General features: G+C 69.1%; 24 protein-coding genes. 13 read left to right on the top strand and 11 right to left on the bottom strand.

Annotation, left to right across the window (positions count from 1 at the left end; all coding sequences use genetic code 11):
- Window positions 1-899 precede the first annotated feature (899 nt).
- Window positions 900-1,883: a sensor histidine kinase gene (locus tag VGH85_11990; GenBank protein ID HEY2174518.1), complete on the top strand. Its 984-nt coding sequence runs from the start codon at window positions 900-902 to the stop codon at window positions 1,881-1,883.
- An 18-nt stretch (window positions 1,884-1,901) separates the two neighbouring features.
- Here VGH85_11990 and VGH85_11985 read toward each other — a convergent pair whose 3' ends face one another.
- On the bottom strand, window positions 1,902-2,390 hold the full coding sequence (locus VGH85_11985; protein HEY2174517.1) for a MarR family transcriptional regulator: 489 nt from the start codon (window positions 2,388-2,390) through the stop codon (window positions 1,902-1,904).
- Window positions 2,391-2,643: 253 nt separating this feature from the next.
- On the opposite strand from VGH85_11985, the gene VGH85_11980 reads away from it, so the two are divergent.
- Window positions 2,644-3,048, top strand: coding sequence for a hypothetical protein (locus tag VGH85_11980; GenBank protein ID HEY2174516.1), 405 nt, complete (start codon window positions 2,644-2,646; stop codon window positions 3,046-3,048).
- Between the two features lie 112 nt (window positions 3,049-3,160).
- The gene (locus VGH85_11975; protein HEY2174515.1) at window positions 3,161-4,048 is read left to right on the top strand and encodes a nucleoside hydrolase; all 888 of its coding nucleotides are present in this window, start codon (window positions 3,161-3,163) and stop codon (window positions 4,046-4,048) included.
- Between the two features lie 9 nt (window positions 4,049-4,057).
- Here VGH85_11975 and VGH85_11970 read toward each other — a convergent pair whose 3' ends face one another.
- A complete protein-coding gene (locus VGH85_11970; protein ID HEY2174514.1) occupies window positions 4,058-4,549 on the bottom strand; it encodes an ATP-binding protein in 492 nt (163 codons plus the stop codon).
- 266 nt (window positions 4,550-4,815) lie between these two features.
- Here VGH85_11970 and VGH85_11965 point away from each other — a divergent pair, with 266 nt between their 5' ends.
- The 4 genes from VGH85_11965 to VGH85_11950 all read left to right on the top strand — a co-directional run bounded on the left by VGH85_11965 (window position 4,816) and on the right by VGH85_11950 (window position 7,229).
- The gene (locus VGH85_11965; GenBank protein ID HEY2174513.1) at window positions 4,816-5,031 is read left to right on the top strand and encodes a hypothetical protein; all 216 of its coding nucleotides are present in this window, start codon (window positions 4,816-4,818) and stop codon (window positions 5,029-5,031) included.
- Window positions 5,032-5,130: 99 nt separating this feature from the next.
- Window positions 5,131-6,336, top strand: a complete 1,206-nt coding sequence (locus VGH85_11960; protein HEY2174512.1) for a GAF domain-containing SpoIIE family protein phosphatase — start codon at window positions 5,131-5,133, stop codon at window positions 6,334-6,336.
- A 72-nt stretch (window positions 6,337-6,408) separates the two neighbouring features.
- Window positions 6,409-6,987: a helix-turn-helix domain-containing protein gene (locus VGH85_11955; protein ID HEY2174511.1), complete on the top strand. Its 579-nt coding sequence runs from the start codon at window positions 6,409-6,411 to the stop codon at window positions 6,985-6,987.
- Entirely contained in the window at window positions 6,984-7,229 is a 246-nt protein-coding gene (locus VGH85_11950) for a hypothetical protein (GenBank protein ID HEY2174510.1), read from the top strand. Before VGH85_11955 ends, VGH85_11950 begins: the two co-directional genes overlap by 4 nt.
- A gap of 21 nt (window positions 7,230-7,250) precedes the next feature.
- Here VGH85_11950 and VGH85_11945 read toward each other — a convergent pair whose 3' ends face one another.
- The 6 genes from VGH85_11945 to VGH85_11920 form a co-directional block, all read right to left on the bottom strand.
- The gene (locus VGH85_11945) at window positions 7,251-8,531 is read right to left on the bottom strand and encodes a dicarboxylate/amino acid:cation symporter (protein ID HEY2174509.1); all 1,281 of its coding nucleotides are present in this window, start codon (window positions 8,529-8,531) and stop codon (window positions 7,251-7,253) included.
- Window positions 8,528-9,769, bottom strand: coding sequence for a threonine synthase (locus VGH85_11940; protein HEY2174508.1), 1,242 nt, complete (start codon window positions 9,767-9,769; stop codon window positions 8,528-8,530). Before VGH85_11940 ends, VGH85_11945 begins: the two co-directional genes overlap by 4 nt.
- A 61-nt stretch (window positions 9,770-9,830) precedes the next feature.
- The gene (locus VGH85_11935) at window positions 9,831-11,444 is read right to left on the bottom strand and encodes an FAD-dependent monooxygenase (protein HEY2174507.1); all 1,614 of its coding nucleotides are present in this window, start codon (window positions 11,442-11,444) and stop codon (window positions 9,831-9,833) included.
- A gap of 2 nt (window positions 11,445-11,446) precedes the next feature.
- Window positions 11,447-12,010 carry a nitroreductase/quinone reductase family protein gene (locus VGH85_11930; GenBank protein HEY2174506.1) on the bottom strand — a complete coding sequence of 188 codons (564 nt, stop codon included), beginning with the start codon at window positions 12,008-12,010 and terminating at the stop codon, window positions 11,447-11,449.
- A 369-nt stretch (window positions 12,011-12,379) separates the two neighbouring features.
- Window positions 12,380-12,586, bottom strand: coding sequence for a hypothetical protein (locus tag VGH85_11925; protein ID HEY2174505.1), 207 nt, complete (start codon window positions 12,584-12,586; stop codon window positions 12,380-12,382).
- A gap of 41 nt (window positions 12,587-12,627) precedes the next feature.
- Window positions 12,628-13,053, bottom strand: a complete 426-nt coding sequence (locus VGH85_11920) for an SseB family protein (protein HEY2174504.1) — start codon at window positions 13,051-13,053, stop codon at window positions 12,628-12,630.
- 331 nt (window positions 13,054-13,384) lie between these two features.
- Here VGH85_11920 and VGH85_11915 point away from each other — a divergent pair, with 331 nt between their 5' ends.
- From VGH85_11915 to VGH85_11905, 3 genes are all read left to right on the top strand, one after another.
- On the top strand, window positions 13,385-14,155 hold the full coding sequence (locus VGH85_11915) for a hypothetical protein (GenBank protein ID HEY2174503.1): 771 nt from the start codon (window positions 13,385-13,387) through the stop codon (window positions 14,153-14,155).
- Window positions 14,156-14,207: 52 nt separating this feature from the next.
- A complete protein-coding gene (locus tag VGH85_11910; protein HEY2174502.1) occupies window positions 14,208-14,672 on the top strand; it encodes a PPOX class F420-dependent oxidoreductase in 465 nt (154 codons plus the stop codon).
- A gap of 100 nt (window positions 14,673-14,772) precedes the next feature.
- Window positions 14,773-15,249 (top strand): hypothetical protein, encoded by a 477-nt coding sequence (locus VGH85_11905; protein ID HEY2174501.1) that lies wholly within the window; start codon window positions 14,773-14,775, stop codon window positions 15,247-15,249.
- Window positions 15,250-15,252: 3 nt separating this feature from the next.
- On the opposite strand, the gene VGH85_11900 is transcribed toward VGH85_11905, so the two are convergent.
- From VGH85_11900 to VGH85_11890, 3 genes are read right to left on the bottom strand one after another with little or no spacing between them, the layout of a single operon-like run.
- Entirely contained in the window at window positions 15,253-15,579 is a 327-nt protein-coding gene (locus VGH85_11900; GenBank protein HEY2174500.1) for a rhodanese-like domain-containing protein, read from the bottom strand.
- 59 nt (window positions 15,580-15,638) lie between these two features.
- Window positions 15,639-16,673, bottom strand: coding sequence for an aldo/keto reductase (locus tag VGH85_11895; GenBank protein ID HEY2174499.1), 1,035 nt, complete (start codon window positions 16,671-16,673; stop codon window positions 15,639-15,641).
- Between the two features lie 58 nt (window positions 16,674-16,731).
- A complete protein-coding gene (locus tag VGH85_11890) occupies window positions 16,732-17,799 on the bottom strand; it encodes a LacI family DNA-binding transcriptional regulator (protein ID HEY2174498.1) in 1,068 nt (355 codons plus the stop codon).
- A 247-nt stretch (window positions 17,800-18,046) separates the two neighbouring features.
- On the opposite strand from VGH85_11890, the gene VGH85_11885 reads away from it, so the two are divergent.
- From VGH85_11885 to VGH85_11875, 3 genes are all read left to right on the top strand, one after another.
- Window positions 18,047-18,823, top strand: a complete 777-nt coding sequence (locus VGH85_11885) for a ThuA domain-containing protein (GenBank protein ID HEY2174497.1) — start codon at window positions 18,047-18,049, stop codon at window positions 18,821-18,823.
- Window positions 18,820-19,905: a Gfo/Idh/MocA family oxidoreductase gene (locus VGH85_11880; protein ID HEY2174496.1), complete on the top strand. Its 1,086-nt coding sequence runs from the start codon at window positions 18,820-18,822 to the stop codon at window positions 19,903-19,905. The genes VGH85_11885 and VGH85_11880 overlap by 4 nt, the downstream gene beginning before the upstream one ends.
- 226 nt (window positions 19,906-20,131) lie before the next feature.
- Window positions 20,132-21,717: ABC transporter substrate-binding protein (locus tag VGH85_11875; protein HEY2174495.1), on the top strand; the 1,586-nt coding region annotated here is incomplete at its 3' end.

Here is a 21,717-nt window from a genome sequence, read left to right as displayed (position 1 = left end):
CCGGCCCGCCCCTCTGCGCCGCCAGTCTCCGGTCCGTCCGGCCACTGTCAAGGCCGCCTCTGGCGTCGCTACGCGATGACCCTCCGGGACAGCCTTGACCGCGACCTCCCGCACCTACAACCCGGCAGCTACGAGGAGCAGGCCTCGAAGTGGCCACGCCATCTAGTCCGCACATAGTCCGCAGCAACCTCCAGAACAGTGTGAAACAGCAAGTAGCGATAGGTGGTGTCTGCGCAGGTCAGCCGGGTTTTCGCGCGTCCTGCAAAAACCCCAAGATCAACTACGGATCAAGAGGTTGTGGGTTCGAATCCCGCCGAGCGCGCCATACAACCCCAGGTCAGACGGATGCTGCTGGTCGAGTCAGCCTTGTTGACCAACGTCTGACGGCAACGTCTGACGACAACCGGTCGGACGCCGGTCCCGGAGAGCCGAGACGCTCAGCGCTGACCGGTCGGGGCGACCCACCTGAAGCCCGGACACGACGAAGCCCCGGCCAGGACGAGGTGAACCCAACCTCGCCCAGCCGGGGCGCCGTACTTCTTCCGGCGTCCGTTCAGTGCCGGACGCGACCGGCCCCTGACTCACTGCCGGCCGCGGAGGCGACACATTAACGGACTCGTCGGCAGATGATTGGTCGGCCCCCATGAGGGCGTCACCGAAACGCCTGCACCTGCCACGCTAACGCGTCACATCCGACGCGCAAACCCCACCGGCCCCATTCGTCACATCCGACGCAAGGGGCGAATGGCGACGTCGTGCGCTTCCTAGAACAATTGAACCGTCGTCCTGGCAGAATGACTATTACGCCGCGTAGGTGCGACCGCACTGGACGTAACTATCGCGCGGTGACGGTGGAACTTCGGCAGGCGGCCTCGAGAATGTGGGCCGATGGGGGTGCCATGAGCACGACATCGGCGACCAATGACCGATCACCCACGGGCCAGCCCGAACCCCCGGGCCGTGAGCTCTGGCACCAGGCGTTCCTCTACACCGGCGAGGACGAATTCCTTGCCGAGGCCGCACCGTTCGTGCAGCACGGCATGGCCGAATACGAGCCGGTGATCGTGGTGGTCCCCCCGCCCAGGGCCGGCGTTCTGCGCTCCGTCCTCGGTGCCGACTCCGACCGGGTCTACTTCGTCGATCCCCGCCTGAATCTGGGTCGACGCCCCGAGCGATTCATTCCCGGCTGGGACACCTACCTCCGCCGGACTTCGGAAGGACGGTCGCAATGTCGGGTCTGGGCTGTCGGCGAGCCGGGCAGCTTGCCGGCAAGCACCGCCGAACTCATCGACGGTCAGCGGTATGAATCGTTGCTCGACTCGGCGTTCACCGGGGGCCGGCCATTCAGCTTGCTCTGCCCGTACGACCTCGACACGGTGCACCCGACCGTGGCCGAGCAGGCCCGCCGATCGCATCCCCTGAGCGTCGAGCAGGGCGTGCACCGGCGGGTCGGTGCACCGCCGCCGAACGCCTACGCCGGTCACCAGCTGCCCGAGCCGGAGACCGTCCTGGAGGACTTCACCTTTGACGTCGGTCAACTCGGAGAGGTTCGGGACCGGGTCGACGGCCATGCCGCCCGGCTCGGTCTCGGGGGTGGCCGGACGTATGACTACGTCCTCGCCGTCGACGAAGTCGCCTCCAACAGCGTCATGCATGGCGGCGGGGCCGGGCGGCTCCGCGTCTGGCGCAACGGTGACTGCCTGACCAGTGAGATCCACGACCAAGGACTCATGCGCCGATCGCCGGAGACCGACGCGCGCCCCTCGACCGAAGCCGGGCACGGGCGAGGGCTGTGGCTCGTCCACCAACTCTGCGACCTTGTGCAGATCCGGTCCGCCGAGGACGAGGGCACCACGATCCGGCTGCACATCTCCCGAAGCTGACTGGTCGGGGGCTGCCCGTCAGGGGCCGGCGTCCGGCGCCGTCCCGACCCGATCCCGTGACGGCTTCGCGTGCCGGTTGCCCGGTTCCCTGTCGCCCCCATGCAGTGCGGCGGCGAGCCGGCTGAGCAGAATGCACAGCTCGCGCCGGTGCGCCGGCTGGGCGTCGGCGATGGCGTCGTCGATGTCGGTGGCGAAGGCGTCGTAGGCCTGTTTCATCAGCCGGGTACCGGACTGGGTGAGACCGATGAGGCTCTGCCGTCGGTCGTTGGGGTGTGGAGTTCGGGTGAGATACCCCGCGGCCGCCATCCGGTCGGCCAGAGCGGTGACGGCACCCGGAGTGAGGTTGAGTCGGCCGGCGATGTGCCCGAGGTTCTGTGGCCCGTCGTGGAAGAGATGGCCGAGCGCGGTGGCATCGGTCAGCCCGATGCCCGCGCGCCTGGCGAAGTCGTGTCGGTAATCGTCGCTGGTGAGGATCAGCGACCGCAGGAGCCCCGCAATCTCACGCACCTGCACCCCCATTACGTTCGCTTAATGTTTAGATGCCCAAATCATCGCGGAGTTTATCGGCGAGCGAAGCATCAAGACAAGCGCGCTCGAGCGTTCGAGCCGTCTTGACCGATCCGGTCGTGCGAGCATTGAGGGTGAGGTCGATCAGCGCCGACGGCCTCGACGCGGTCAGTGAGTGCCGTGACAAGCCCTGCTACTACCCGTATACAGATAGACTACGGAGAGTAGTGCACGGACGACGGGTGGAACGCACGTGGGTGTCACGACGGATTCGCAGGTACGACGTCGCGCGGTGCGTCACCGACGCACCGCCGAGCGGGCGGCGAGCTATGAACGCGCGGTGCACCGGGAACGGGTGGCCGCGCGCCGGAGTCGTCGCCTGCGGGGCGAGGAAGTCTCCGAGCGGTTGCGGGTGCACGCCGAGCAGACGACAGCGGACCGCCGCCCGAAAACCAGGCGTCCCAGCTCGCGGACCTTTCTCGGGATTGCGGTCCTCGGCGCGCTCCTCGCGGTGTTCGCGCTGCGGTTGACCGGAGACGGGCGGGTCGATCCGGGTCTGGTCTTCGTCGCCGCCGTAGTGACCGGAGTTCTGGCCTGGCTGATTCGCTACGGCGCGCACCGCCGCCGGACCGGCCGCGATCGCCACCCGTCCCGCTGACCCGCCCGGGGCCGGGCCGCCCGCTCGTCGCGCGCCGGACCGCCGGTGATGGACTGAGCGCTCAGATGGGCGCTAGGACGGATCGCGCCCTCCCGGAAAGGACGCGGAATTGGTGCAGAACGTGCTCGCACAACTGGAGCCGCCGACCGGAGTCGTCCGCGTCGTACTCGACACCGATGCCTACAACGAGATCGACGATCAGTTCGCGATCGCCTACGCGATCCGCTCACCACGTCTCGCGGTCGAGGCGGTCTACGCGGCGCCGTTCCACAATCAGCGCTCGACCGGACCAGGTGACGGCATGCGCCGGAGCTACGACGAGATCACCCGACTGCTGGACCTGCTGGGGGTGGATCCGGCGCTCGCCCACCAGGGGGCGACGGAATGGATGGCCGAGCCCGCGACACCGGTCCGCAGCGCCGCCACCGACGACCTCATCTCCCGCGCGATGTCCGCGACCCAGGATGCACCGCTCTACGTCGTCGCCATCGGCGCACCGACCAATGTCGCCTCGGCCGTCATCGCCGCGCCGGAGATCGCCGACCGGATCGTGGTGGTGTGGCTCGGCGGCAACCCGAGTTGGTGGCATCGTGCCTCGGAGTTCAACCTCGACCAGGACCCGACGGCGTCCAGGGTCATCCTCGACTGCCTCGCTCCGCTGGTGCGCGTCCCCTGCGTGAATGTGGCCGAGCATCTGCGTACGTCGTTCTGGGAACTGCGGGAGCATCTCGATCAGACGAGCCCGCTCGGCCGGTATCTGCTGACGATCTTCGAGAACTATTACGACGACCACCGGGCCCGCAGCAAGGAAATCTGGGACATCGGCCCGGTGGCCTGGCTCGTCGATCCAAGCTGGACCGTGTCGACGATCGTGCACTCCCCGGTCGTCACCGACGCCGGGTCGTGGGCTCAGCATCCCGGCCGGCCGCTGAGCCGCGAGGTTTGGACCTTCCACCGCGACCCGGTTTTCGCCGATCTGTTCGACCGGCTGACCGGCTGACCGGCTGAGCTAACCCGAGGAGATCTGCAGTCGTACGACGCTGCCGGTCGGGCCGGCCCGCAGTTCGACGAGGTCGCACAGTTGGCGCGCCAACCACAGACCGCGCCCGGCGGTCTGGTCCGGCGGCGGTGGCGCGGCCTCGAACCGGACCGGATCGATGACGCCCCGGTCGCGCACCTCGCAGATCAGCAGGTCGCCGTCCTGCCAGAGTCGCAGGATCCCGTGTCCGCCGCCGTGCTGCACGCTGTTGGCCGCCACTTCGTGAACGGCAAGGACGAAGCTTGACGCACGCTCTTCGGGCAGGCCGAACCGCGCGGCATGGCCGGTGACCAGCGCGCGCACCGCATGCAGATCCTGGAGGGTGAACAAGCGCTCGGCGAGTACGCCGTCCGGCTCGGGATGACGGATTCCGGTGGGGAGCGACCCTTCGACGTCGATAGCGGTGCTCGCCTCCTCGGTGGTCGCGTCCGGCTCGGCCCGTTCGGCTGGTCGACCACTCATCTCATCCCCCCGGATGGTCGCCCGGGCACACCGGTTACAAAAGGTGTGCCTTCACCTACCCAAAGTTACTGTCCCTCACACAATCCGATCTGTCACTAGCCCATCGGTGAAATGTCGGGAACGGTGAAGCGGTCGCTCCGGTGACCCCGTTCGGCGACTTGGCTACCAAGCCGGCACCGGTGCGGGTACCGTCCGCGGCACGCACGCGGTGCAACGGCGATGGACGTCGAGCCGGGGGTGTACCCGTCGTCAGAGGGGAGTCCCCCGTGCCGGACCGCCCGCACCGCCTCGTCGACAACCCAGCCGCCTCCGGGACCGACATCCTCGCCCCCCTGGCGCGCGACCATCCGAAGGAACGCCCGTTCGAAGTGGACACTGGGGATATCGACCTCGATGCCCGGCATGTCTACCGGACCGACTTCATCGAGCGGGATCTGCACGACAGCATCGAGGGCGCGGCGCACCTCTTCCATCACCTCTGACCCGCGCCGCTGATCCCGCGCCGGCGCTGCCGGCGCGACCGGCGTGGAAACCATCGCGTTCGGCCGCATCCTCGGAACGCGCTGACTACTCTTAGTAGTATGTCGATCACGCCGGGTATCACGCCGGTGCATGGCCGGCTCGCCGTGGTCACGGACGATGCGCTCTCCCGCATCGATCTGCACGCACTACTCGGCGAGTTGCTCGCCCGTGCCCGCGAGGTGCTGACGGTCGACACCGCGGCAGTGCTGCTGCTCGGCCCGCAGTCCGGCCAGCTGGTCGCGGCCGCCGGCGTGGGACTCGAGGAAGGGATCCGCGTAGGCGCCCACGTCCCGTTCGCACGCGGACTGTTCGCCGACCGGGTGCTCACCGAGAAGCGTCCGGTGATCATCCAGCGGGTCGATCACACCACCCTGAGCAATCCGATCCTCCAGCAGAGCGGGGTGCGGTGCCTGCTGGGCGTGCCACTGCTCCTCGGCGAGATGGTGCTCGGAGTCCTGCACGTCGGCACCCTCGCCCGGCGGGTCTTCACCGCAGAGGACGTCACCCTGCTCGGCATGGTCGCGGGCCGCATCGGCCTCGCCATCGGGGTCGGCCTCACCGAGATGGATCAGGCCGCGGCGCTGCAACGCAGCCTGCTACCCGCCGAGCTGCCCACCCTTCCCGGCATCGAGCTGGCGTCCCGCTACCTACCGAGTGGGGACGGCGGCGGCATCGGCGGCGACTGGTACGACGTTTTCCCGCTGCCGTCGGGCTGGCTCGCGCTGGTCATCGGTGACGTCGTCGGACGCGGACTCGGGCCCGCCGTCGCGATGGGCCGGCTGCGCAGTTCGCTCCGCGCCTACGCGCTGGAGTGCGCGACCCCGGCCGAGGTGCTCGAGCGCCTCGACCGCGACACGCAGCAGTTCGAGCCGGGGCTGATGGCGACCGTGCTCTACGGCATGCTCGACCCGTCGCATCGACGGCTGTACCTGTCCACCGCCGGCCACCCGCTGCCGATAAGCGTCGTCCCCGGCGCGGCGGCGGCGCCCGTCGATATACCCATCGATCCGCCCCTGGGCGTCCGCGGGACCGGTGAGCGACGGACCGGGCAGGTGCACGTGCCCCCCGGGACTGTCCTCGTCTTCTTCACCGACGGGCTGGTCGAGCGCCGGACCACGGATCTGCAGGCCGGTCTGGAACGCCTGCGTCAAGCGGTGTCGTGTGCTCCCGCGGAACAGGTGTCGACGACCGTGCTGTCCCGCCTCGTCGGCCCCGATCCGCCCGGGGACGACGTGACGGTGCTCACGCTGCGCCGGACCGAGTGAGCCCGGTCGAATCAGTAAGCCTTTATCAAGGACCCTTGCTCAAGATGCGTTGAGCAAGGTATCTTGTTCGACATGGCCGACGCACCGCAGAAGATCACCGACGCCAAGACGCTGCGCGCGCTCGCGCATCCGCTCCGCTGGGAGCTGATGGATCTCCTACGGCTGGAGACCACGGCGACGGCCACCCGGTGCGCGGAGGTGACCGGGGAGAGCGTGGCGAGCTGCTCCTACCACCTGAACATGCTGGCGAAGTACGGCTTCGTCCAGGAAGCCACCGGCGGCCAGGGCCGGGAGAAGCCGTGGCGGCTCATCAGGCACGACCAGAGCTGGTCGGCGTACGGCGCCGGCATGGACCCTGAGGGCGCGCTGGTCGCCCAGACGCTCACCGACGTGTTCCTCGATCACGAGGCCGCCCAGCTGAAGCGCTGGATCCGCCGGGAGGAACGGGAACCCGAAGCCTGGCGGGAAGCCACCGGAATGACCGGCGTGACGACCTACCTCACCGTCGAGGAGATGGCGGAGGTGACCCGAGAACTGCGTGAAGTCGCCACGCGCTACACCGGTCGATCCGAGGATCCCAGCCTCCGCCCCGCGGGATCCCGGGCCGCCCGCATCTTCATCACCACATCGCTTGCAGAGGAGCAGAAATGACCGGCCTGATGCCGACCCACGACATCGACGCAGCGCGGGCGCAGGTCGGCCATCGGCAGCGCGAACTGTCCGCGCAGGCCTCCGCCCACCGCCTGGCCCGGACCGCCACCGGAGCTCGACGCAATCATCGACTGACCGCGCTGTTCATCCGGTCCTACCTGCACCTGTGGTGGGTGCTGCGGCCCCGCGGAGCACAGCTGGGCCACATACTGCTGACCGAATCGGTGGAACGGACGGCGTAGGAGAGCGGGGCGGATCGACCCCTACGCGACGGTCGAGCGGTCCGGCATCGTCCGGTCGCCCGTCTCGAGTGAGGGTTGGTAGGCATTCTCGGATTTGGCGACGACCACGGTCGCCAACGAGTTGCCGACGACGTTGACCGCCGTACGGGCCATGTCGACGATGAAGTCGACCCCAAGCAGTAGCGCGACGTAGGTCGTGGGCAGGCCGACCGACTTCGCGGCCGCGAGCAGGACCACGATGGCCGCGGACGGTACGCCGGCCAGCCCCTTGGTGAGCAGGATCAGCACCCCGAGGATGGCCAACAGCTGGCCGATCCCCAGGTGTTGGCCGGTGGCGTGCGCGATGAACACGACCGCGATCGCCTCGTAGAGGGTCGCGCCGTCGAGGTTGAAGGAGTAGCCGAGCGGGACGGTGAACGACGTGATGCGGTTGTCCGCGCCGAACTGCTCGAGCCGCTGCATCAGCGGAGCGAGGACCACTTCGCTGCTGCGGGTGAGGAAGGCCAGCACGAGCAGGTCCCAGATCGCGCGCACCAGACGCAGGTACGGAACCCGGAAGACGGCCGCGATGATCGGGAAGACGACGACGAGCAGGACCACCATTCCGGCGTAGACGACGAGCACGAACTCGCCGAGGTCGCGGAGACCGGACCAGCCGTAGTGCGCCGTGTCGTAGGCGATGTATCCGAGGACGCCGAGCGGTGCGAACCGGACGACGAAGCCGATGACCTTCACCATGATCTCGGCCAGGCGTTCGAGCAGCACCAGCACCGGCTCGGCCCGCTCGCCGACCTGCGCCGCGGCGAGTCCGAAGAACGCCGCGAAGAAGACGATGGCCAGCAGGTTGGCGTCGGAGAACGCCGAGAAGATGTTGTCCGGGATGATGTCGAGCAGCAGCGTCTGGAAACTGACGGAGTTGGCTATTCCGCTCACCGCGTGCTGGCTGACTCCGCCCAGCGACGCGCCGTCGCCCACGCCGGTCGCCAATGCGATGACCAACGCGACCAGCAGGACGATCGTGGTCACGACTTCGAAATAGACGAGGGTTTTGAGCGCGACGCGGCCCAGTGCGCGGGCCGACTCCATCCGGGCGATGCCGGTGACGATCAGGGGAAAGACCAGCGGCACGATCGTCATCTCGATCAGCCGGATGAAGGCGTCACCGACGACCTTGAGGTGCTCGCCGGCGTCGGGTGCGGCCAGTCCGATGATCGCGCCGACGACGAGCGCGGCGAGGACCTGCACTCCGAGTGGTATCCGCAGCAGGCGGGGCCGTGTCGTCTCGGCGTCCGGCCGGCTCATCGGAGCGCAGCCGGGTCGGTCGGCGGGATGGCGCCGTCGACGGCCAGTACGGGTGCGTCCAGCGACACGACCTCCGGGTATTTCAAGCCCGTGCCGGTGTTGAGCACGACGACCTCGTCATCGGCGCCGAGCCATCCCGAATCGCGCAGGCCGCGGAGTGCGGTGAAGCACGCGGCGCCCTCGGGGCAGATGAAGGTGCCTTCCTGTCGGGCGACTTCACGCTGGTCCGCGAGGATCGCCTCGTCGTCGACGGCGACGGCGATGCCGTCGGTGTCATACAGCGCAGAGAGGATGAGCGAGTCGCCGATCGGCTTGGGAACGGTGATCCCGAAGGCGATGGTGTGCGCATCCGGCCATGGGTCGCACTCGGTGGCGCCCTTGGCGAAGGCCGAAACGACGGGGGCACAGCCGCTGGCCTGGACGGCGACGAGCCGGGGCAGTTTCCCGGTGACCCAGCCGAGGTCGCGGAGTTCGCGCAACGCCTTGTCGATGCCCACCAACCCGACGCCGCCGCCGGTCGGATAGACGACGACGTCCGGCATCCGCCAGCCGAGCTGCTCGGCGATCTCGATGCCCATCGTCTTCTTGCCCTCCACGCGGTAGGGCTCGGTCATCGTCGACACGTTCTGGTAGCCGCCGCGCTCGTCGACCGCGGCGGAGATGAGCCGGCCCGCGTCACCGATCAAGCCGTCGACCAGGTAGAGCTCCGCACCGGCCAGCTGACATTCGGCCCGGGTGATCGGGGGTGCGTCGACGGGCATCGCGATGAGTGACCGCAGCCCGGCCCGGGCGGCGTACGTCGCCCAGGCGGCTCCGGCGTTGCCGTTGGTCGGCATCGCGACACCGCGCACGCCCAGCTCGGCCGCCCGGGACACCCCCACCGCGGCTCCGCGCGCCTTGAAGGTCCCCGTGGGGATGAGGCCCTCGTCCTTCATGAGCAGCCGGGACAGGCCGAGCGAGGCACCGAGGCGGGGAAGCGGCAACAGCGGCGTCATGCCCTCGCCGAGGCTGACGACGCGGTCGGGGGAGCGGACCGGGAGCAGTTCGTGGTAGCGCCAGAGGGACGGTTCCCGCCCGGCGAGTGTCGGCGGGTCCACCGCGGCCGCCACCCGCGTCAGGTCGTAGCGGGCGAACAGCGGCGACCCGCAGCTGCAGAGTCCCTGCACCCGGTCGGCGTCGTACCGCGTCCCACATCGTGGGCACTCGAGGTCGGACAGAGCGGAGTAGGTGTTGTCCACCGATCCGACGTTCCCCGAAGCGGCCGGGCCAAACGGACGGCACCCATGAGATCACCGCAGGTCAGGCGAAAGTGCGACCCAGGTGCGGAAGAAGGATGCTGCTGCTGATCGAGCGTGCGCGGTAGCTCACATATCCGTCGGGTCGGATCAGGTAGCCGCACCCACCTTCCGCTGCGTAGGCGTCCTGGAACTCTCCGGCATCGTCGTGGACGGTGACCGTCGGCCGATCGGTGTCGTCGATGCCCGGGCCGACGACGAGATAGGACCGCACCCGACCAGGCACCCGATCCGCCGCCGCCGCAGCGACCGCAACGAGTTCGGGGACCTGGTCGGCCCGGTCGGCGTAGAGCAGCAGCGTGTGCTCACCGCTACGCAGCAGGTCGTGCAGCCGGATCGGGAAGCCGACCGAACTACGCCGCAGCCCGCGGCTGTCCGGGGCGCGCCCACCGGGCTGCGGGCCGGCCGGCCACGACGATCCGCTCGTGTCCTCGCCGACCAGCGGGCTGTCGGGGTAACCGACCAGCAGCTGCGCTTCCCGCAGCAGCAGCGTCGAGGGGTCGTCCGGGTCGCCGATGCCTTCGCGGGCGTGCCGCACGGTGCGGCCGACCACCTCCTCGCCGATCGGCCGCCGCTCGGTGTCGTAGCTGTCGAGCAGGCCCGGCGCGGCTGTTCCCTGCACCGTCAGGGCGAGCTTCCAGGCGAGATTGTGGGCGTCCTGGATGCCGGTGTTCATGCCCTGCGCACCGGTCGGCGGATGGATGTGCGCGGCGTCCCCGGCGACGAAGGCCCGGCCCCTGCCGTAGCGATCCACGATGCGGTGGCTGATGCGGAACACCGACGACCAGCGCAGCCGCGACGCGACGGTCGGCTGCGGCGCCAGCCGATCGAGGACGGCCTGGATGTGGCGCAGCTGTGGCGGCGAGCCGCTCTCCAAGCCGTGCGCCACCTCACCGCCCGTCGGTGCCGCGCCGGCGAGGTCCGGCGGCACCAGCATCGACATCCGGTAGCGGTTGTGCCCGGGCAGCGGGATGCAGACCAACAGGTCGTCGGTGCGCCCGTCGGTCTGGTGCATCGCCCTGATCCCGAAGCCGGGCGGCATGGACCAGTCGACCTCGACGTCGCCGAGCATGTATTCCTCGGGGAACGCGTCGCCACCGAAGTCGAGGTCCAGACCCTTGCGCACCACGCTGTGGGCACCGTCGCAGCCGATCAGGTAGTCGCACCGGACGGTGCGGGGTCCATCGGGACCGGTCAGCTGCGCGGTCACCCCGTCCGCATCCTGGGTGAACGACGTCAGCTCGACCGACCGTTCGATCGAGGTGCCGTAGCGCTCGAGTTTTTCGGTCAGGAGTCGCTCGGTCTCATACTGCGGCAGCGCGACGAATCGGAACGGCACCTCGGGCGGGAGCTCGAGGACGATCTCGGCGACCTGTTCGCCGTTGACGTAGAGGAGCTGCCCGCGCATCGGCGTCGCGGCGTCGAGCGCGTCACCGGCCATGCCGATGGAGTCCCAGATCTCCAACGTGCGGGGCTGGACCCCGACGGCCTTGGCGTACGGCGCACGCTCCCCGAGGCGGTCGACGATCAGGCAGTCGACGCCCCGGCGGCGCAGTTCGACTGCCGCGGTCAACCCGACCGGGCCCGCCCCCGCCACGAGCACGTCGGTGTCGGTCATCGTCAGGCCAGGGTGGCGGACAAGATCGGCAGCCCGCCCGCGACCCGGCTCCACCGGCCCAGCTGGCGCGCGTCGGCCGGAAGCGGGCGTCGGGAGCGTGCGGTGGCCGACCACGGCCGCTTGGCGCTCGCTGCCTCCTGGTCGACATAGTGCGGAGTGAGGACGATGGCGGCGCCGTCGGTCGGTGCCTGCTCCTCGAACCACGGGTACGCCGTGGCCCGGCGGCGATAGAGCCGACCGGTCTCCGCGTCGGTGGGGATCGTCGCGACGATGTCGACCGTCCGGCTCCCGACCTCGACCATCGCGTCCGGGTGCGTAATCAGGTCGTCGTACCAGTCCGGCCGGGCACGCTCGCCGGGCACCACGAAGACGACGAGATGATCGTCGTCGGGGATGTAGGTGAGCGGGGTGGTCCGGCGTACGCCGTCCGAGACCCGCGTGGTGGTGAGGAGAAGGACCGAAGGCGACTTTTCGCCCGGCAGGAACCAGACCAGACTGGGCACGCTGCCGCCGGTCGACCGGAATTCCTCGATCACCCGAAGGTTTACGCCACTCGGGTCAGTCATGGTTCCCCCCGCGGAAAGATGCTGACTCGTCCATACGGTAGCACGGAGCCGTCTACTCGGACATCCGTGATTTTTCGAAAGGAGGCACCCGAAGACGCGCCGGCCAACGGCACTCAGGCGGGAGAAGAAAGGCCTCCGCGCCCGGCGGCTGGGGGAAGCCGGGCGCGGAGGTCAATCCTTGGCCGCGGGGGGTTCGGCCAAGGTACGAATAAAGATACGCCGGTCAACGGCGGTATCCGGGGACATTCGACGGCGGTGTCGCGGCTCCATTCGCCACGCTTATGCCTATCAGCGGGACCCGTCGCCGGGCCCGTCGGCGAGGCAAAATCGGCGGGGCCCATCGGCGGGGCCCGACCCGGAGCGCCTCGGCTACTCCGGGTCGGGCTCGTCGAGCGATTCGGCCAGCCGGTGAGCGGCGACCCGCTCGACCAACTCGGCCTGGTCCTCGACCGGTTGGTCGGCGAGGTCGCGCGCGGTGTCCCGGACGGTGTCGGAGATGGTCTCGAGCGGCAGTTCGCCGTCGAACCGCTCCATCAGCCGCTCCGTGACGTCCGCTCTGAGATGTTCCAGAGCCACGTGATCAACCTGGGAACGCGATCGATATCAGCTGATCGCGGTCAGACCGAGGTCGGGCCACCGCCCACCGCGGCGAGCGCGCGTACGGCGGCTCCCGGAAGGGCCAGCGCCGTCTCCGCGTCGCCCGGGTTGATCGCGAGCCACAGGTCCTCCGACGGCCAGGCTGCGGCGAGCTCCAACGCGCCGATCACGATGCTGCCGGACACGTCGGGCAGGTTGTCGGTGAGTCGCTCGGCGGTGGTGAAGGCGGGAACGAACGAGGTCTGGTCCTGCTCGATCACCGGAAGGGTGATCTGCCCCTCGGCCGGCGCCTCATTGTCCGGCGCGGCGGTCTGCGGGAGGACGAGATCGTGCCCGGCCAGTGCCTGCACGGCGGCCTGCAACGTCTCGGTCTTGTCGCTGTCGGCGACGGCCGCGGCCAGCGCAGCATCGAGCGTCGACGCGCTTTCGGGTGATGGCGTGGTCATGTTGGGCTCCTGTATGCAGTGGTCGGGGTTCAGCCGGTCGGACAGGATGTCACCGTGCTGACCGGCGAGGCTGTACGACGGCGACCGTCAGGCCGCTCGTCGTACGCTCCGGCGAAGTGTCACCACCGGGCAGGTGGGGTCGTTCGACCCGTCGGCCTCTCCACCGGCATGAGGCCTGGACCGAATGGCCCGACGGCAGCAGCCGGTGGCACGCCTCCTGCGGGGCGTCTTCCCACCGTGCACGTATCGGGAGACATGTGCAAATCCGGTGTCCGGTTTCGACTTCCTTTTCACACAGGGACAGAGGGATGTCACAAGATGCCCGATGAATATGACCGGTAAAGGTGCCCGACGCGCCAGTGTGCCCTGGCAGGACGCCACCGTCTGCGACCTGCGGGTGATCGCGGCCGGCCTGCCGATCGACGACGTCATCGTGGTCGGCTCGACCGCGGACGAATCCGACCGCCTGGACGCCTGGTCGGACCTTGATGTCGTCGTCGTGGCGAAGGCGGACACGGCGGACACTCTCTGGCCCGACGTTTCGTGGCTCGCCGGTCTCGGCGACGTCGCGGCTTTGTCGCAGTCGGCCCGACCGCCAGGCGGCACGAGTCGGCTGCTCCTCATCGACGGCCGGCGGGTGGACGTCATCGTGACCGACACCGTCGCCGCGGCCGAACGTCGCGCAGAGCTGGCGGACTTCTCGTCCACTGCAGACACCGACGGCACGGTCGACACCGCAGACCTCGACCAGATCGCCAACGACCTGCTCTTCGATGCCGCCCTCGCGACGGTCAAGGCGGCCAGGGGCGAACGCCTGATCAGCACCCATCTCGCGATCGGCCTGCTGCAGCGCTGTCTGGAGGCTGCGATGGTCGTGCGGGATCTGGCCGAGCGGACTGCCCACCACACCGGTCCGCGACGCCACGATGCCCTGGCCGACCTCCTGCCCGACGTTCCCGCGGCTCCGCGACCCGACGACGTCCTACACCTGGTCGGTCGATCGTTGGACTGCTTCGCCGGCGTCATCGCCGCCGCCCCGAGCCCGCCGGCCTTTCCCCGGCAGGCCGTGGACGTCCTGCTCGCTCGAGCCGGAGCGCGCTGAGGACGCGGGTACGATCTGCTCGAAATCACCGGCCAGAGAAAGAGGCGCAGCCATGCCACGCACCGCCGCGACCACGACGACGGTTGATAGGGCCGGTCTCGTCGACTTCATCGGCCCGCGGCATCACATGCTGCTGATCACCCGGCGACGCGACGGCGGACCGCAGGCATCACCGGTGACCGGCGGCGTGGACGCCGCCGGCCGCATCGTCATCTCGACGTATCCGGAGCGCGCCAAGGCCAGGAACGCGCGGCGCGATCCACGGGCCACCGTCCTCGTGCTCTCCGACGATTTCGGCGGCGCGTGGGTCCAGATCGACGGCGTAGCCGAGGTGCTCGATCTCCCGGACGCGCTCGAGCCGCTCGTCGACTACTACCGGGCGATCTCCGGCGAGCACCCGGACTGGGACGACTACCGGGACGCGATGCGCGCGCAGGGCAAGTCACTCGTGCGCATCACCCCGGACCGCTGGAGCCCGATCGCGACCGGCGGCTTTCCGGCGCGACTGGTTGATTAGTTCGTAGCCGGCAACAAGAATCGCCTGCACCACAAGGGAAAGAGCCTCTTCCGCGCGGACGTCGCGAGTGCGAGAATGACATGACGCCAAGGGGGGCGCCATGAAGAAGTGGCTCGCAGTCATCGGTGTCATTCTCGTCGCGGTCGCCATTCCGGCGGTCGCCTTCGCCGCCACCGGGGGATTCAGCTCTGCGCTGGATCAGCAGTCGTCGCGGTGGACCACCACGGCGGTCACCACGAGCAGTACGACGTTCGCCACGGTTCCCGGCCTGTCCGGGCCGACCATCTGTAGCCAGCATCAGGTGACGGCGACCGTCAGTGTGCAGCTCGACGGTGGACCGGTCGGCCTGCAGGTACGTCAGGACGGCGGTGGATTGATGCAGCCCGGCGCCGTGCGGTTCGTCCCGGCCGGGGCTCAGGATTCGGTCTCCTTCACCTTCGTCCAGAACACCGGACCGTTCGAGAACAACGATCACCACTCGTTCGCCGTCGAGTGGCGGTCGGTCACCGGTGCACCGGTGAAGTTGGTCAAGGGCGACCTCAACCTGCAGTACGAGACCGGCACCCACGGGTGTTGACGGTCAGCCCGACCGGCGCCGACGTAGCGCGGTGCGCCATCGACGGAGCCGCCCGGGTGCGGTTCGCGATCCCGCATCCTGGCCGGTGACGAGCGGCAGTCCCGCGGCGGTCCACGCGGTGGTGCCGCCGGTCAGGCACAAGGCGGTGCGCCCGGTCGAGGCCAGTGCCTGAGCCGCGCGCCAGGCGCGGTTACCGGTCGAGCAGACGGTGAGCACCTGACCGGCCGGCAGTTCGGCGCCGCGCCAGGGAATCTGGTCGACCGGAACGTGGATCGCGCCGGGCAGGTGCCCACGGGCGTACTCGTCGGCGCTGCGCACGTCGACGACCAGGTCGCCGGACGCCCAGACAGCGCGAGCTACGCCGACGTCGACGTGCTCGGCCGAACCGGTCAGCGGCCGCCGGAGATCTTGCGGGCGCGCTGGTCGACCCCGGGTCCGCCGTAGGGATAGTCGGCCGGCTCGGGGTCGCTCGCGGCATCGAGCTGCGCGGTCTCCTCCGGGCTCAGATGCAGGTCTGCGGCACCGAGGTTGTCCTCGAGCTGCTCCGTGGTCCGGGCACCGAGGATCACCGAGGTCACCGCCGGGCGGTCCGCGAGCCAGGCGAGGGCGACCTGCGCCATGGACACGCTCCGCTTCTCGGCGATGCCCTGGACCGCGTCGATGACCGCCCAGGTGCGCTCCGACTTGCCCCGCCGGTCGTACGCCTCGACACCGCGCTCGGGGTTTTCGCCGAGCCGGGTCGCGCCGGTCGGCCGCTGGTCACGCCGGTACTTGCCGGTCAGCCACCCGCCGCCGAGCGGTGACCAGGGGAGCAGTCCGAGGCCTTCGGACAAGCAGGCCGGCACGATCTCCCATTCGATCTCGCGGGTCAGCAGGCTGTATTGCGGCTGCAGGGTGACCGGCCGGGTGAGGCCCCGGAAGTCGGCGATGTCGACCGTCTTCTGCAGCTGCCAGCCGGTGAAGTTGGACAGGCCGGCGTAGCGGATCTTGCCGGCGCGGACCGAGTCGTCGAGGAAGCGCAACGTCTCCTCGAGCGGGGTCAGCGGGTCGTAGGCATGTACCTGGTAGAGATCGATCGTGTCGACCCCCAGGCGACCCAGCGAGGCGTCGAGGGCGCGGCTGAGGTGGATCCGGGACAGACCGACGTCGTTGGCGCCGGGCCCCATCGGAAACCGCCCCTTGGTGGCCAGCACGACCTGGTCGCGGACCTCCGCCGGTCGGGCGGCGAACCACCGTCCGATGATCTGCTCGGAGACGCCGGTGCTGTAGACGTCGGCTGTGTCGACGAGCGTGCCGCCCGCCTCGAGGAAGCGGTCGAGCTGCTTGTGGGCGCCGGGCTCATCAGTCTCGTTGCCGAAGGTCATCGTGCCGAGCGCCTGGGTCGATACGACGCAGCCGGACCGTCCGAGTGTGCGGTATTCCACCGTCTGACCCCTCTGTCGTGTTGTCGCAAGGTGCGGCGGCGGCCGAGAGAACCTCGCCCTAGCCAGCCGTTCCGGCTTCGCCGCTGCGATCGCTTAAAAGCCTACGGCGTCGGGAGATCCCCTGCTTCCGCGGGTGCATGGTGCTGGCCCGCACGGTGAGCCGAGGCGCCAGGAGCCTGGTCTCTCGCGCGGTCTCCCCGGCGAGTTGGCGCATGGCCAGCTCGACCGCGATCCGGCTCACCTCCGCCGCCGGTATGGCGACCGAGGTGAGGCCGACTGTCTGATCCTCGGCCATGTCGTCCGGGCAGAGTGCGACGACGGACAGGTCTTCGGGCACCCGGATCCCGAGCTGACCCAGATGGGACAGCAACGGGGCGAGGGCGGACTCGTTGTGCACGACCAGCGCGCTGAGGTCCGGCCGCCGGAGGAGGGTGTCGACGCACCGGAGGACCGCCTGCCGGTCCGGCTCGCACGGCTGCGTGGTCAGGTGCACGCGATGGTGGTCCGCGGCGGAGGTGAGACCGCGCAGGAAGCGGTCGGCGTAACTCGACCCTCGTTCGTAGACCTCGGCGGCCGGGCCGATCATCCCGATGTCGCGGTGACCGAGCTCGGCCAGATGCGTCACGCACAGCGCCCCGGCGGCCCGGAAATCGAGGTCGACGCAGCTGAGATCGACCGGATCCTCCGGGACACCGATGAGCACGGCCGGACAGGGCAGCGAGCGTAGTAGCGGGATCCTCGGCTCGGCCGTCTCGATGTCCATCACGATCATGGCGTCGACCATCGCCGACCCGGCCACCCGGCGCAGCCCCGCGGGCCCCTCGTCCTTGGTCACGAGGAGAACGTCGTGGTCGTAGACCCGTGCCGAGGTGACGGCGGTAGCTACGAACTGCATGACGACCGGCACGTTGACGGCCGCCCGTAGCGAGACGACCAGCGCGAGGACCTTGGTCCGGCTGCTGGCCAGCGCCCGCGCCCCGGCGTTCGGGTGGTAGCCGAGCCGGCGGATGCTCCGCTCCACCCGGCGCCGGGTGTCCGCGGAAATGGGTCGCTTGCCGCTGAGTACGTAGGAGACGGTGCTGGTGGACACTCCCGCGGCGCGCGCCACGTCGGCGATGGTCGCCATGGGTCCTACCTCCAGCGCGGCGGGCCGACGCCACCGGAGTCGAAGCGGTTCACCTGCACGGCATCCTCCGAGTGAGTGCGCGCGACCGGGGCGAACGGAATCGGGCCCGGGGGCTCATTATGCGGTGTGATCCCTTGACGTCGCGCAGGCAGTTCTCTAGTTTCCTCGCGTCGAAGCGATTCGACGGTCGTTTCGCCTGCCGGAGCGGCCGACCGCGGTCCGCCACCGAGAGTTGGGACACCGTTCGATGAGTTCGCCAGCACAGCCGCGCCGTCCGGTCCGGGTAACGGTGTGGAACGAAGGTCTGCACGAGCGGACCGAAGAGGCCGTCGGCGCCCGCTATCCGGACGGCATCCACGGAGCGATCGCGGCCGGGATCAAGGAGCATCTCGGCGACGGCGTCTCGGTGCGTACGGCGACGCTCGACGACCCCGAGCACGGGCTCAGCGACCAGGTCCTCGACGAGACCGACGTGCTGACCTGGTGGGGCCATCGGGCCCATGACAAGGTCTCCGACGAGATCGTGGAACGGGTGCACGAACGCGTGCTGTCCGGAATGGGCCTGCTGGTGCTGCACTCGGGCCATTTCTCGAAGATCTTCATCAAGCTGATGGGCACGACCTGCAGCCTGCGCTGGCGCAACGCCGACGACCGCGAGCTGGTCTGGACGGTCAACCCCGCGCACCCGATCGCGGCCGGCGTACCGAGCCCGATCGTGATCCCCGAGCAGGAGATGTACGGCGAGTTCTTCGACATACCTGCGCCGGACGAGGTGGTGTTCGTCTCCTCCTTCACCGGCGGAGAGGTCTTCCGCAGCGGCTGCACGTTCCGCCGCGGCAACGGGCGGGTCTTCTACTTCAGCCCGGGCGACCAGGCATATCCCGTCTACCACCACCCCGACGTACGCCGGGTGATCGCCAATGGCGTGGTCTGGGCGGCGCCCTCGCGCGACGAGCGCCGGGTGCCCGGCCTGAAGCGCTCGGAGAAGGGCTGGTTCCTCCAGAACGACGGCTCGCGCGCATGACCCAGGCGTTCCGCCGGCTCCCGCCGGATCGGCGGCTCCGTGCGGTGTCGGTCGGCGCGGGCGGAATGGGCCGCGGGTGGCTCCGCGCGCTCAGCCGTTCCGACGACGTCGACCTGGTCGGTGTCGTCGACGTCAACCCCGACGCCATTCCGGCGGCGCTCGCCGACGTGTTCGGTGCCGACCCCGCGGCCGACGACATCGCCACCGGCACCGAGCTCACCGCGGTCGCCCGGGCGGTCGAGGCGGACCTGGTCGTCGACGTCACGATCCCGGAGGCGCATCACGCCGTCACGCTCGAGGCATTCTCGCTGGGGCTCCCGGTGATCGGCGAGAAGCCGATGGCCGCCACGCTGGCAGAGGCGGTGAGCCTCACCACTGCTGCGGAGAAGGCCGGCGAGCTGTTCATGGTGAGCCAGAGCCGCCGCTACGACAGCAATCTCTTCGCTCTCAAGGCAATGACCGGCCGGCTCGGCGAGGTCGACATCGTCACGACCGAGTTCTTCAAGGCTCCGCACTTCGGCGGGTTTCGCGACAAGATGGCGCATCCGCTGGTCCTGGACATGGCGATCCACTCCTTCGACAGCGCCCGGTTTCTGCTCGATGCCGAACCGATCGCGGTGTACTGCGAGGAGTACAACCCGTCCTGGAGCTGGTACGCCGGTGACGCGGGCAGCACCGCCATCTTCGAGATGTCCGGCGGGCAGCGCTACGTCTACACCGGGAGCTGGTGCAGCCCGGGAGCCGAGACGTCGTGGAACGGCCGGTGGAGGGTCAGCGGCCGCGCCGGCAGCGCGACCTGGGACGGGGACGACGTGCCGGCTGCCGACACCCCGGCAGCCGAGCCGTCCGGCGTACCGGCGCAGGTCGCCGCGACGCCTCCCGGGCAGGGGATTGCCGGCTCGCTGGCCGAGTTCGTACATGCGCTCCGCACCGGTACGACGCCGATGGGCGAGTGCCACGACAACCTGTTGAGTCTCGCGATGGTGCACGCCGCGATTGCGTCGTCGCGGACCCGGGCGAGGGTCGACGTGCGCGACATCCTCGGCGACGCTCGCGAGCTCGCGCTCACGTCGGCCGGGTGAGCCCGATCCGTCTCGACCGAAGGCAGAGGAGAATGTCATGAGTCGCCGTGTGGAACGAGATGGCCAGGAATCCGCGGTCCGGTCGGATGGCCTCTCCCGCAGACGTTTTCTGTACGGGTCGGCGGTGGCCGCGGGATCAGTCGCGCTCACCGCGTGTACGAGCAGCTCGACGACGTCCGGCGGGGCGACCACGGGTGCCGCTGCGGGGAACTCGAAGAAGGGTTCCGTGACCAAGCCGCTGACAACGCCGGCCAAGTTTCAGCAGTCGCCGGCCCTGGCGGGAAAGGGCCTGCCCCCGGTGGCGAGCCGGCTGCCCAAGGCTCCTTACGTCGTGCCCCACCGCTGGGTGGAACGCGGCAAGTACGGCGGCAAGCTGAACATGGTTGTCTTCAGCACGACCGGTGCCGCGGCGGCCACGTCGAATCATGAGTTCTTCTACGGCTACTCGCCGTTGCGCTGGCTCAACGACGGCCTGGACGTCGGGCCGGGCATCGCCGACAAGTGGTCCTCGAACGCCGACGCCACCGAGTGGACGCTTCATTTCCGTGAGGGACTGCGCTGGTCGGACGGGCAGCCGTTCAGCGTCGACGACATCCTCTTCTGGTGGGACGACATGGTCATCCCCGCCCACGACGCGTCGACCCCTCCCGCGGAATGCCTGTCGGCGGCCGGGCACCCGTGCACGATGAAGAAGGTCGACCAGTCGACGCTGAAGATCACCTATGACTCACCGCAGCCGGGCCTCCCGTTCTACCTCGCGTCGTGGGCGAAGGGCGGCATCGGTCAGACCGGCGCGGCCTGGATGTTCCCGAAGCACTACCTGAAGCAGTTCCATCCCAAGTACAACCCGAAGGTCCCGAAGAACTGGGACACCTCGGGCGGTCTGTGGGAGGAGAAGGCGGACTGGATCCGCAACCCCGACTGCCCGACTCTGTCCGGCTACAAGTGCAAGTCCTTCGACAACAACAACGGCCTCGTCCTCGAGCGGAATCCCTACTACTACGCGGTGACCAAGGAGGGCGACCAGCTTCCCTACATCGACTCGATCTCGATCGGCGTCGTACAGAACGCGCAGGTCATCAAGCTCCAGGTCCAGCAGGGCAAGGTCGACTACTGCCACGGGCCGTTCAACCAGATCGATCTGTCCGACGTGGCCACGCTGTCGCGGAGCAAGCAGAAGGGCGGCTACGAGATCCTGCTGTGGCAGAGCGGATCCGGAACCGGATCGATGTTCTTCCTGAACTACGACTACATCGCCAAGGACCCCAAGTACGGCAAGCTCTTCCGGGACAAGCGTTTCCGGCAGGCGATCTCCTACGGCTTCGACCGCGTGACCGCGCGGAAGGCGCTGTACTTCGGCACCGGTGAACTGACGACCGGGACGCTCGGCCCGAAGGCGCCCGAATACCACACCCAACCGAGTGGGCCGGGTCTCTACGCCCAGTGGCGGGACTCCTACAAGACCCGCAATCTCAGCAAGGCGAAGTCGCTGCTGGCCGAGATGGGGCTCAAGGACACCAACAACGACGGATACGTGGAGTTCCCGGACGGCTCGAAGCTGACCGTGCAGATCCCCTACTCCGCGGACATCTCCGCGACCAATGGCGCCGCGGACGATCAGTTGGTCGCCAACGCCAAGGACATCGGGCTGCACATGGTCCGGACCCCGGTGTCACCCGTGACCTTCGGCGACCAGTGGGCGGCCGGCCAGCTGATGTCCCACACCAACTGGGAGGTCAGCAACGGCAGCCTGCTCGTCGCCTCGGTGTGGCTGCTGCCCCTTGAGCCCGCCCGCTGGGCGCCGCTCGAGGG

The sequence above is a fragment of the Mycobacteriales bacterium genome, assembly GCA_036497565.1.
Taxonomy (GTDB): Bacteria; Actinomycetota; Actinomycetes; order Mycobacteriales; family QHCD01; genus DASXJE01.
Note: the sequence above shows the minus strand (reverse complement) of the source record. Positions and strands in the feature narration are given on the sequence as shown.

Excerpts from the sequence above, each read along its gene's own strand:
- VGH85_11970 (HEY2174514.1), bottom strand. The coding sequence starts at position 4,549 with ATGAGTGGTCGACCAGCCGAACGGGCCGAGCCGGACGCGACCACCGAG.
- VGH85_11905 (HEY2174501.1), top strand. The coding sequence starts at position 14,773 with ATGAAGAAGTGGCTCGCAGTCATCGGTGTCATTCTCGTCGCGGTCGCC.
- VGH85_11880 (HEY2174496.1), top strand. The coding sequence starts at position 18,820 with ATGACCCAGGCGTTCCGCCGGCTCCCGCCGGATCGGCGGCTCCGTGCG.
- VGH85_11920 (HEY2174504.1), bottom strand. The coding sequence starts at position 13,053 with ATGACCACGCCATCACCCGAAAGCGCGTCGACGCTCGATGCTGCGCTG.
- VGH85_11890 (HEY2174498.1), bottom strand. The coding sequence starts at position 17,799 with ATGGCGACCATCGCCGACGTGGCGCGCGCCGCGGGAGTGTCCACCAGC.
- VGH85_11930 (HEY2174506.1), bottom strand. The coding sequence starts at position 12,010 with ATGACTGACCCGAGTGGCGTAAACCTTCGGGTGATCGAGGAATTCCGG.
- VGH85_11910 (HEY2174502.1), top strand. The coding sequence starts at position 14,208 with ATGCCACGCACCGCCGCGACCACGACGACGGTTGATAGGGCCGGTCTC.
- VGH85_11915 (HEY2174503.1), top strand. The coding sequence starts at position 13,385 with ATGACCGGTAAAGGTGCCCGACGCGCCAGTGTGCCCTGGCAGGACGCC.
- VGH85_11950 (HEY2174510.1), top strand. The coding sequence starts at position 6,984 with ATGACCGGCCTGATGCCGACCCACGACATCGACGCAGCGCGGGCGCAG.
- VGH85_11945 (HEY2174509.1), bottom strand. The coding sequence starts at position 8,531 with ATGAGCCGGCCGGACGCCGAGACGACACGGCCCCGCCTGCTGCGGATA.
- VGH85_11960 (HEY2174512.1), top strand. The coding sequence starts at position 5,131 with ATGTCGATCACGCCGGGTATCACGCCGGTGCATGGCCGGCTCGCCGTG.
- VGH85_11990 (HEY2174518.1), top strand. The coding sequence starts at position 900 with ATGAGCACGACATCGGCGACCAATGACCGATCACCCACGGGCCAGCCC.
- VGH85_11885 (HEY2174497.1), top strand. The coding sequence starts at position 18,047 with ATGAGTTCGCCAGCACAGCCGCGCCGTCCGGTCCGGGTAACGGTGTGG.
- VGH85_11955 (HEY2174511.1), top strand. The coding sequence starts at position 6,409 with ATGGCCGACGCACCGCAGAAGATCACCGACGCCAAGACGCTGCGCGCG.
- VGH85_11935 (HEY2174507.1), bottom strand. The coding sequence starts at position 11,444 with ATGACCGACACCGACGTGCTCGTGGCGGGGGCGGGCCCGGTCGGGTTG.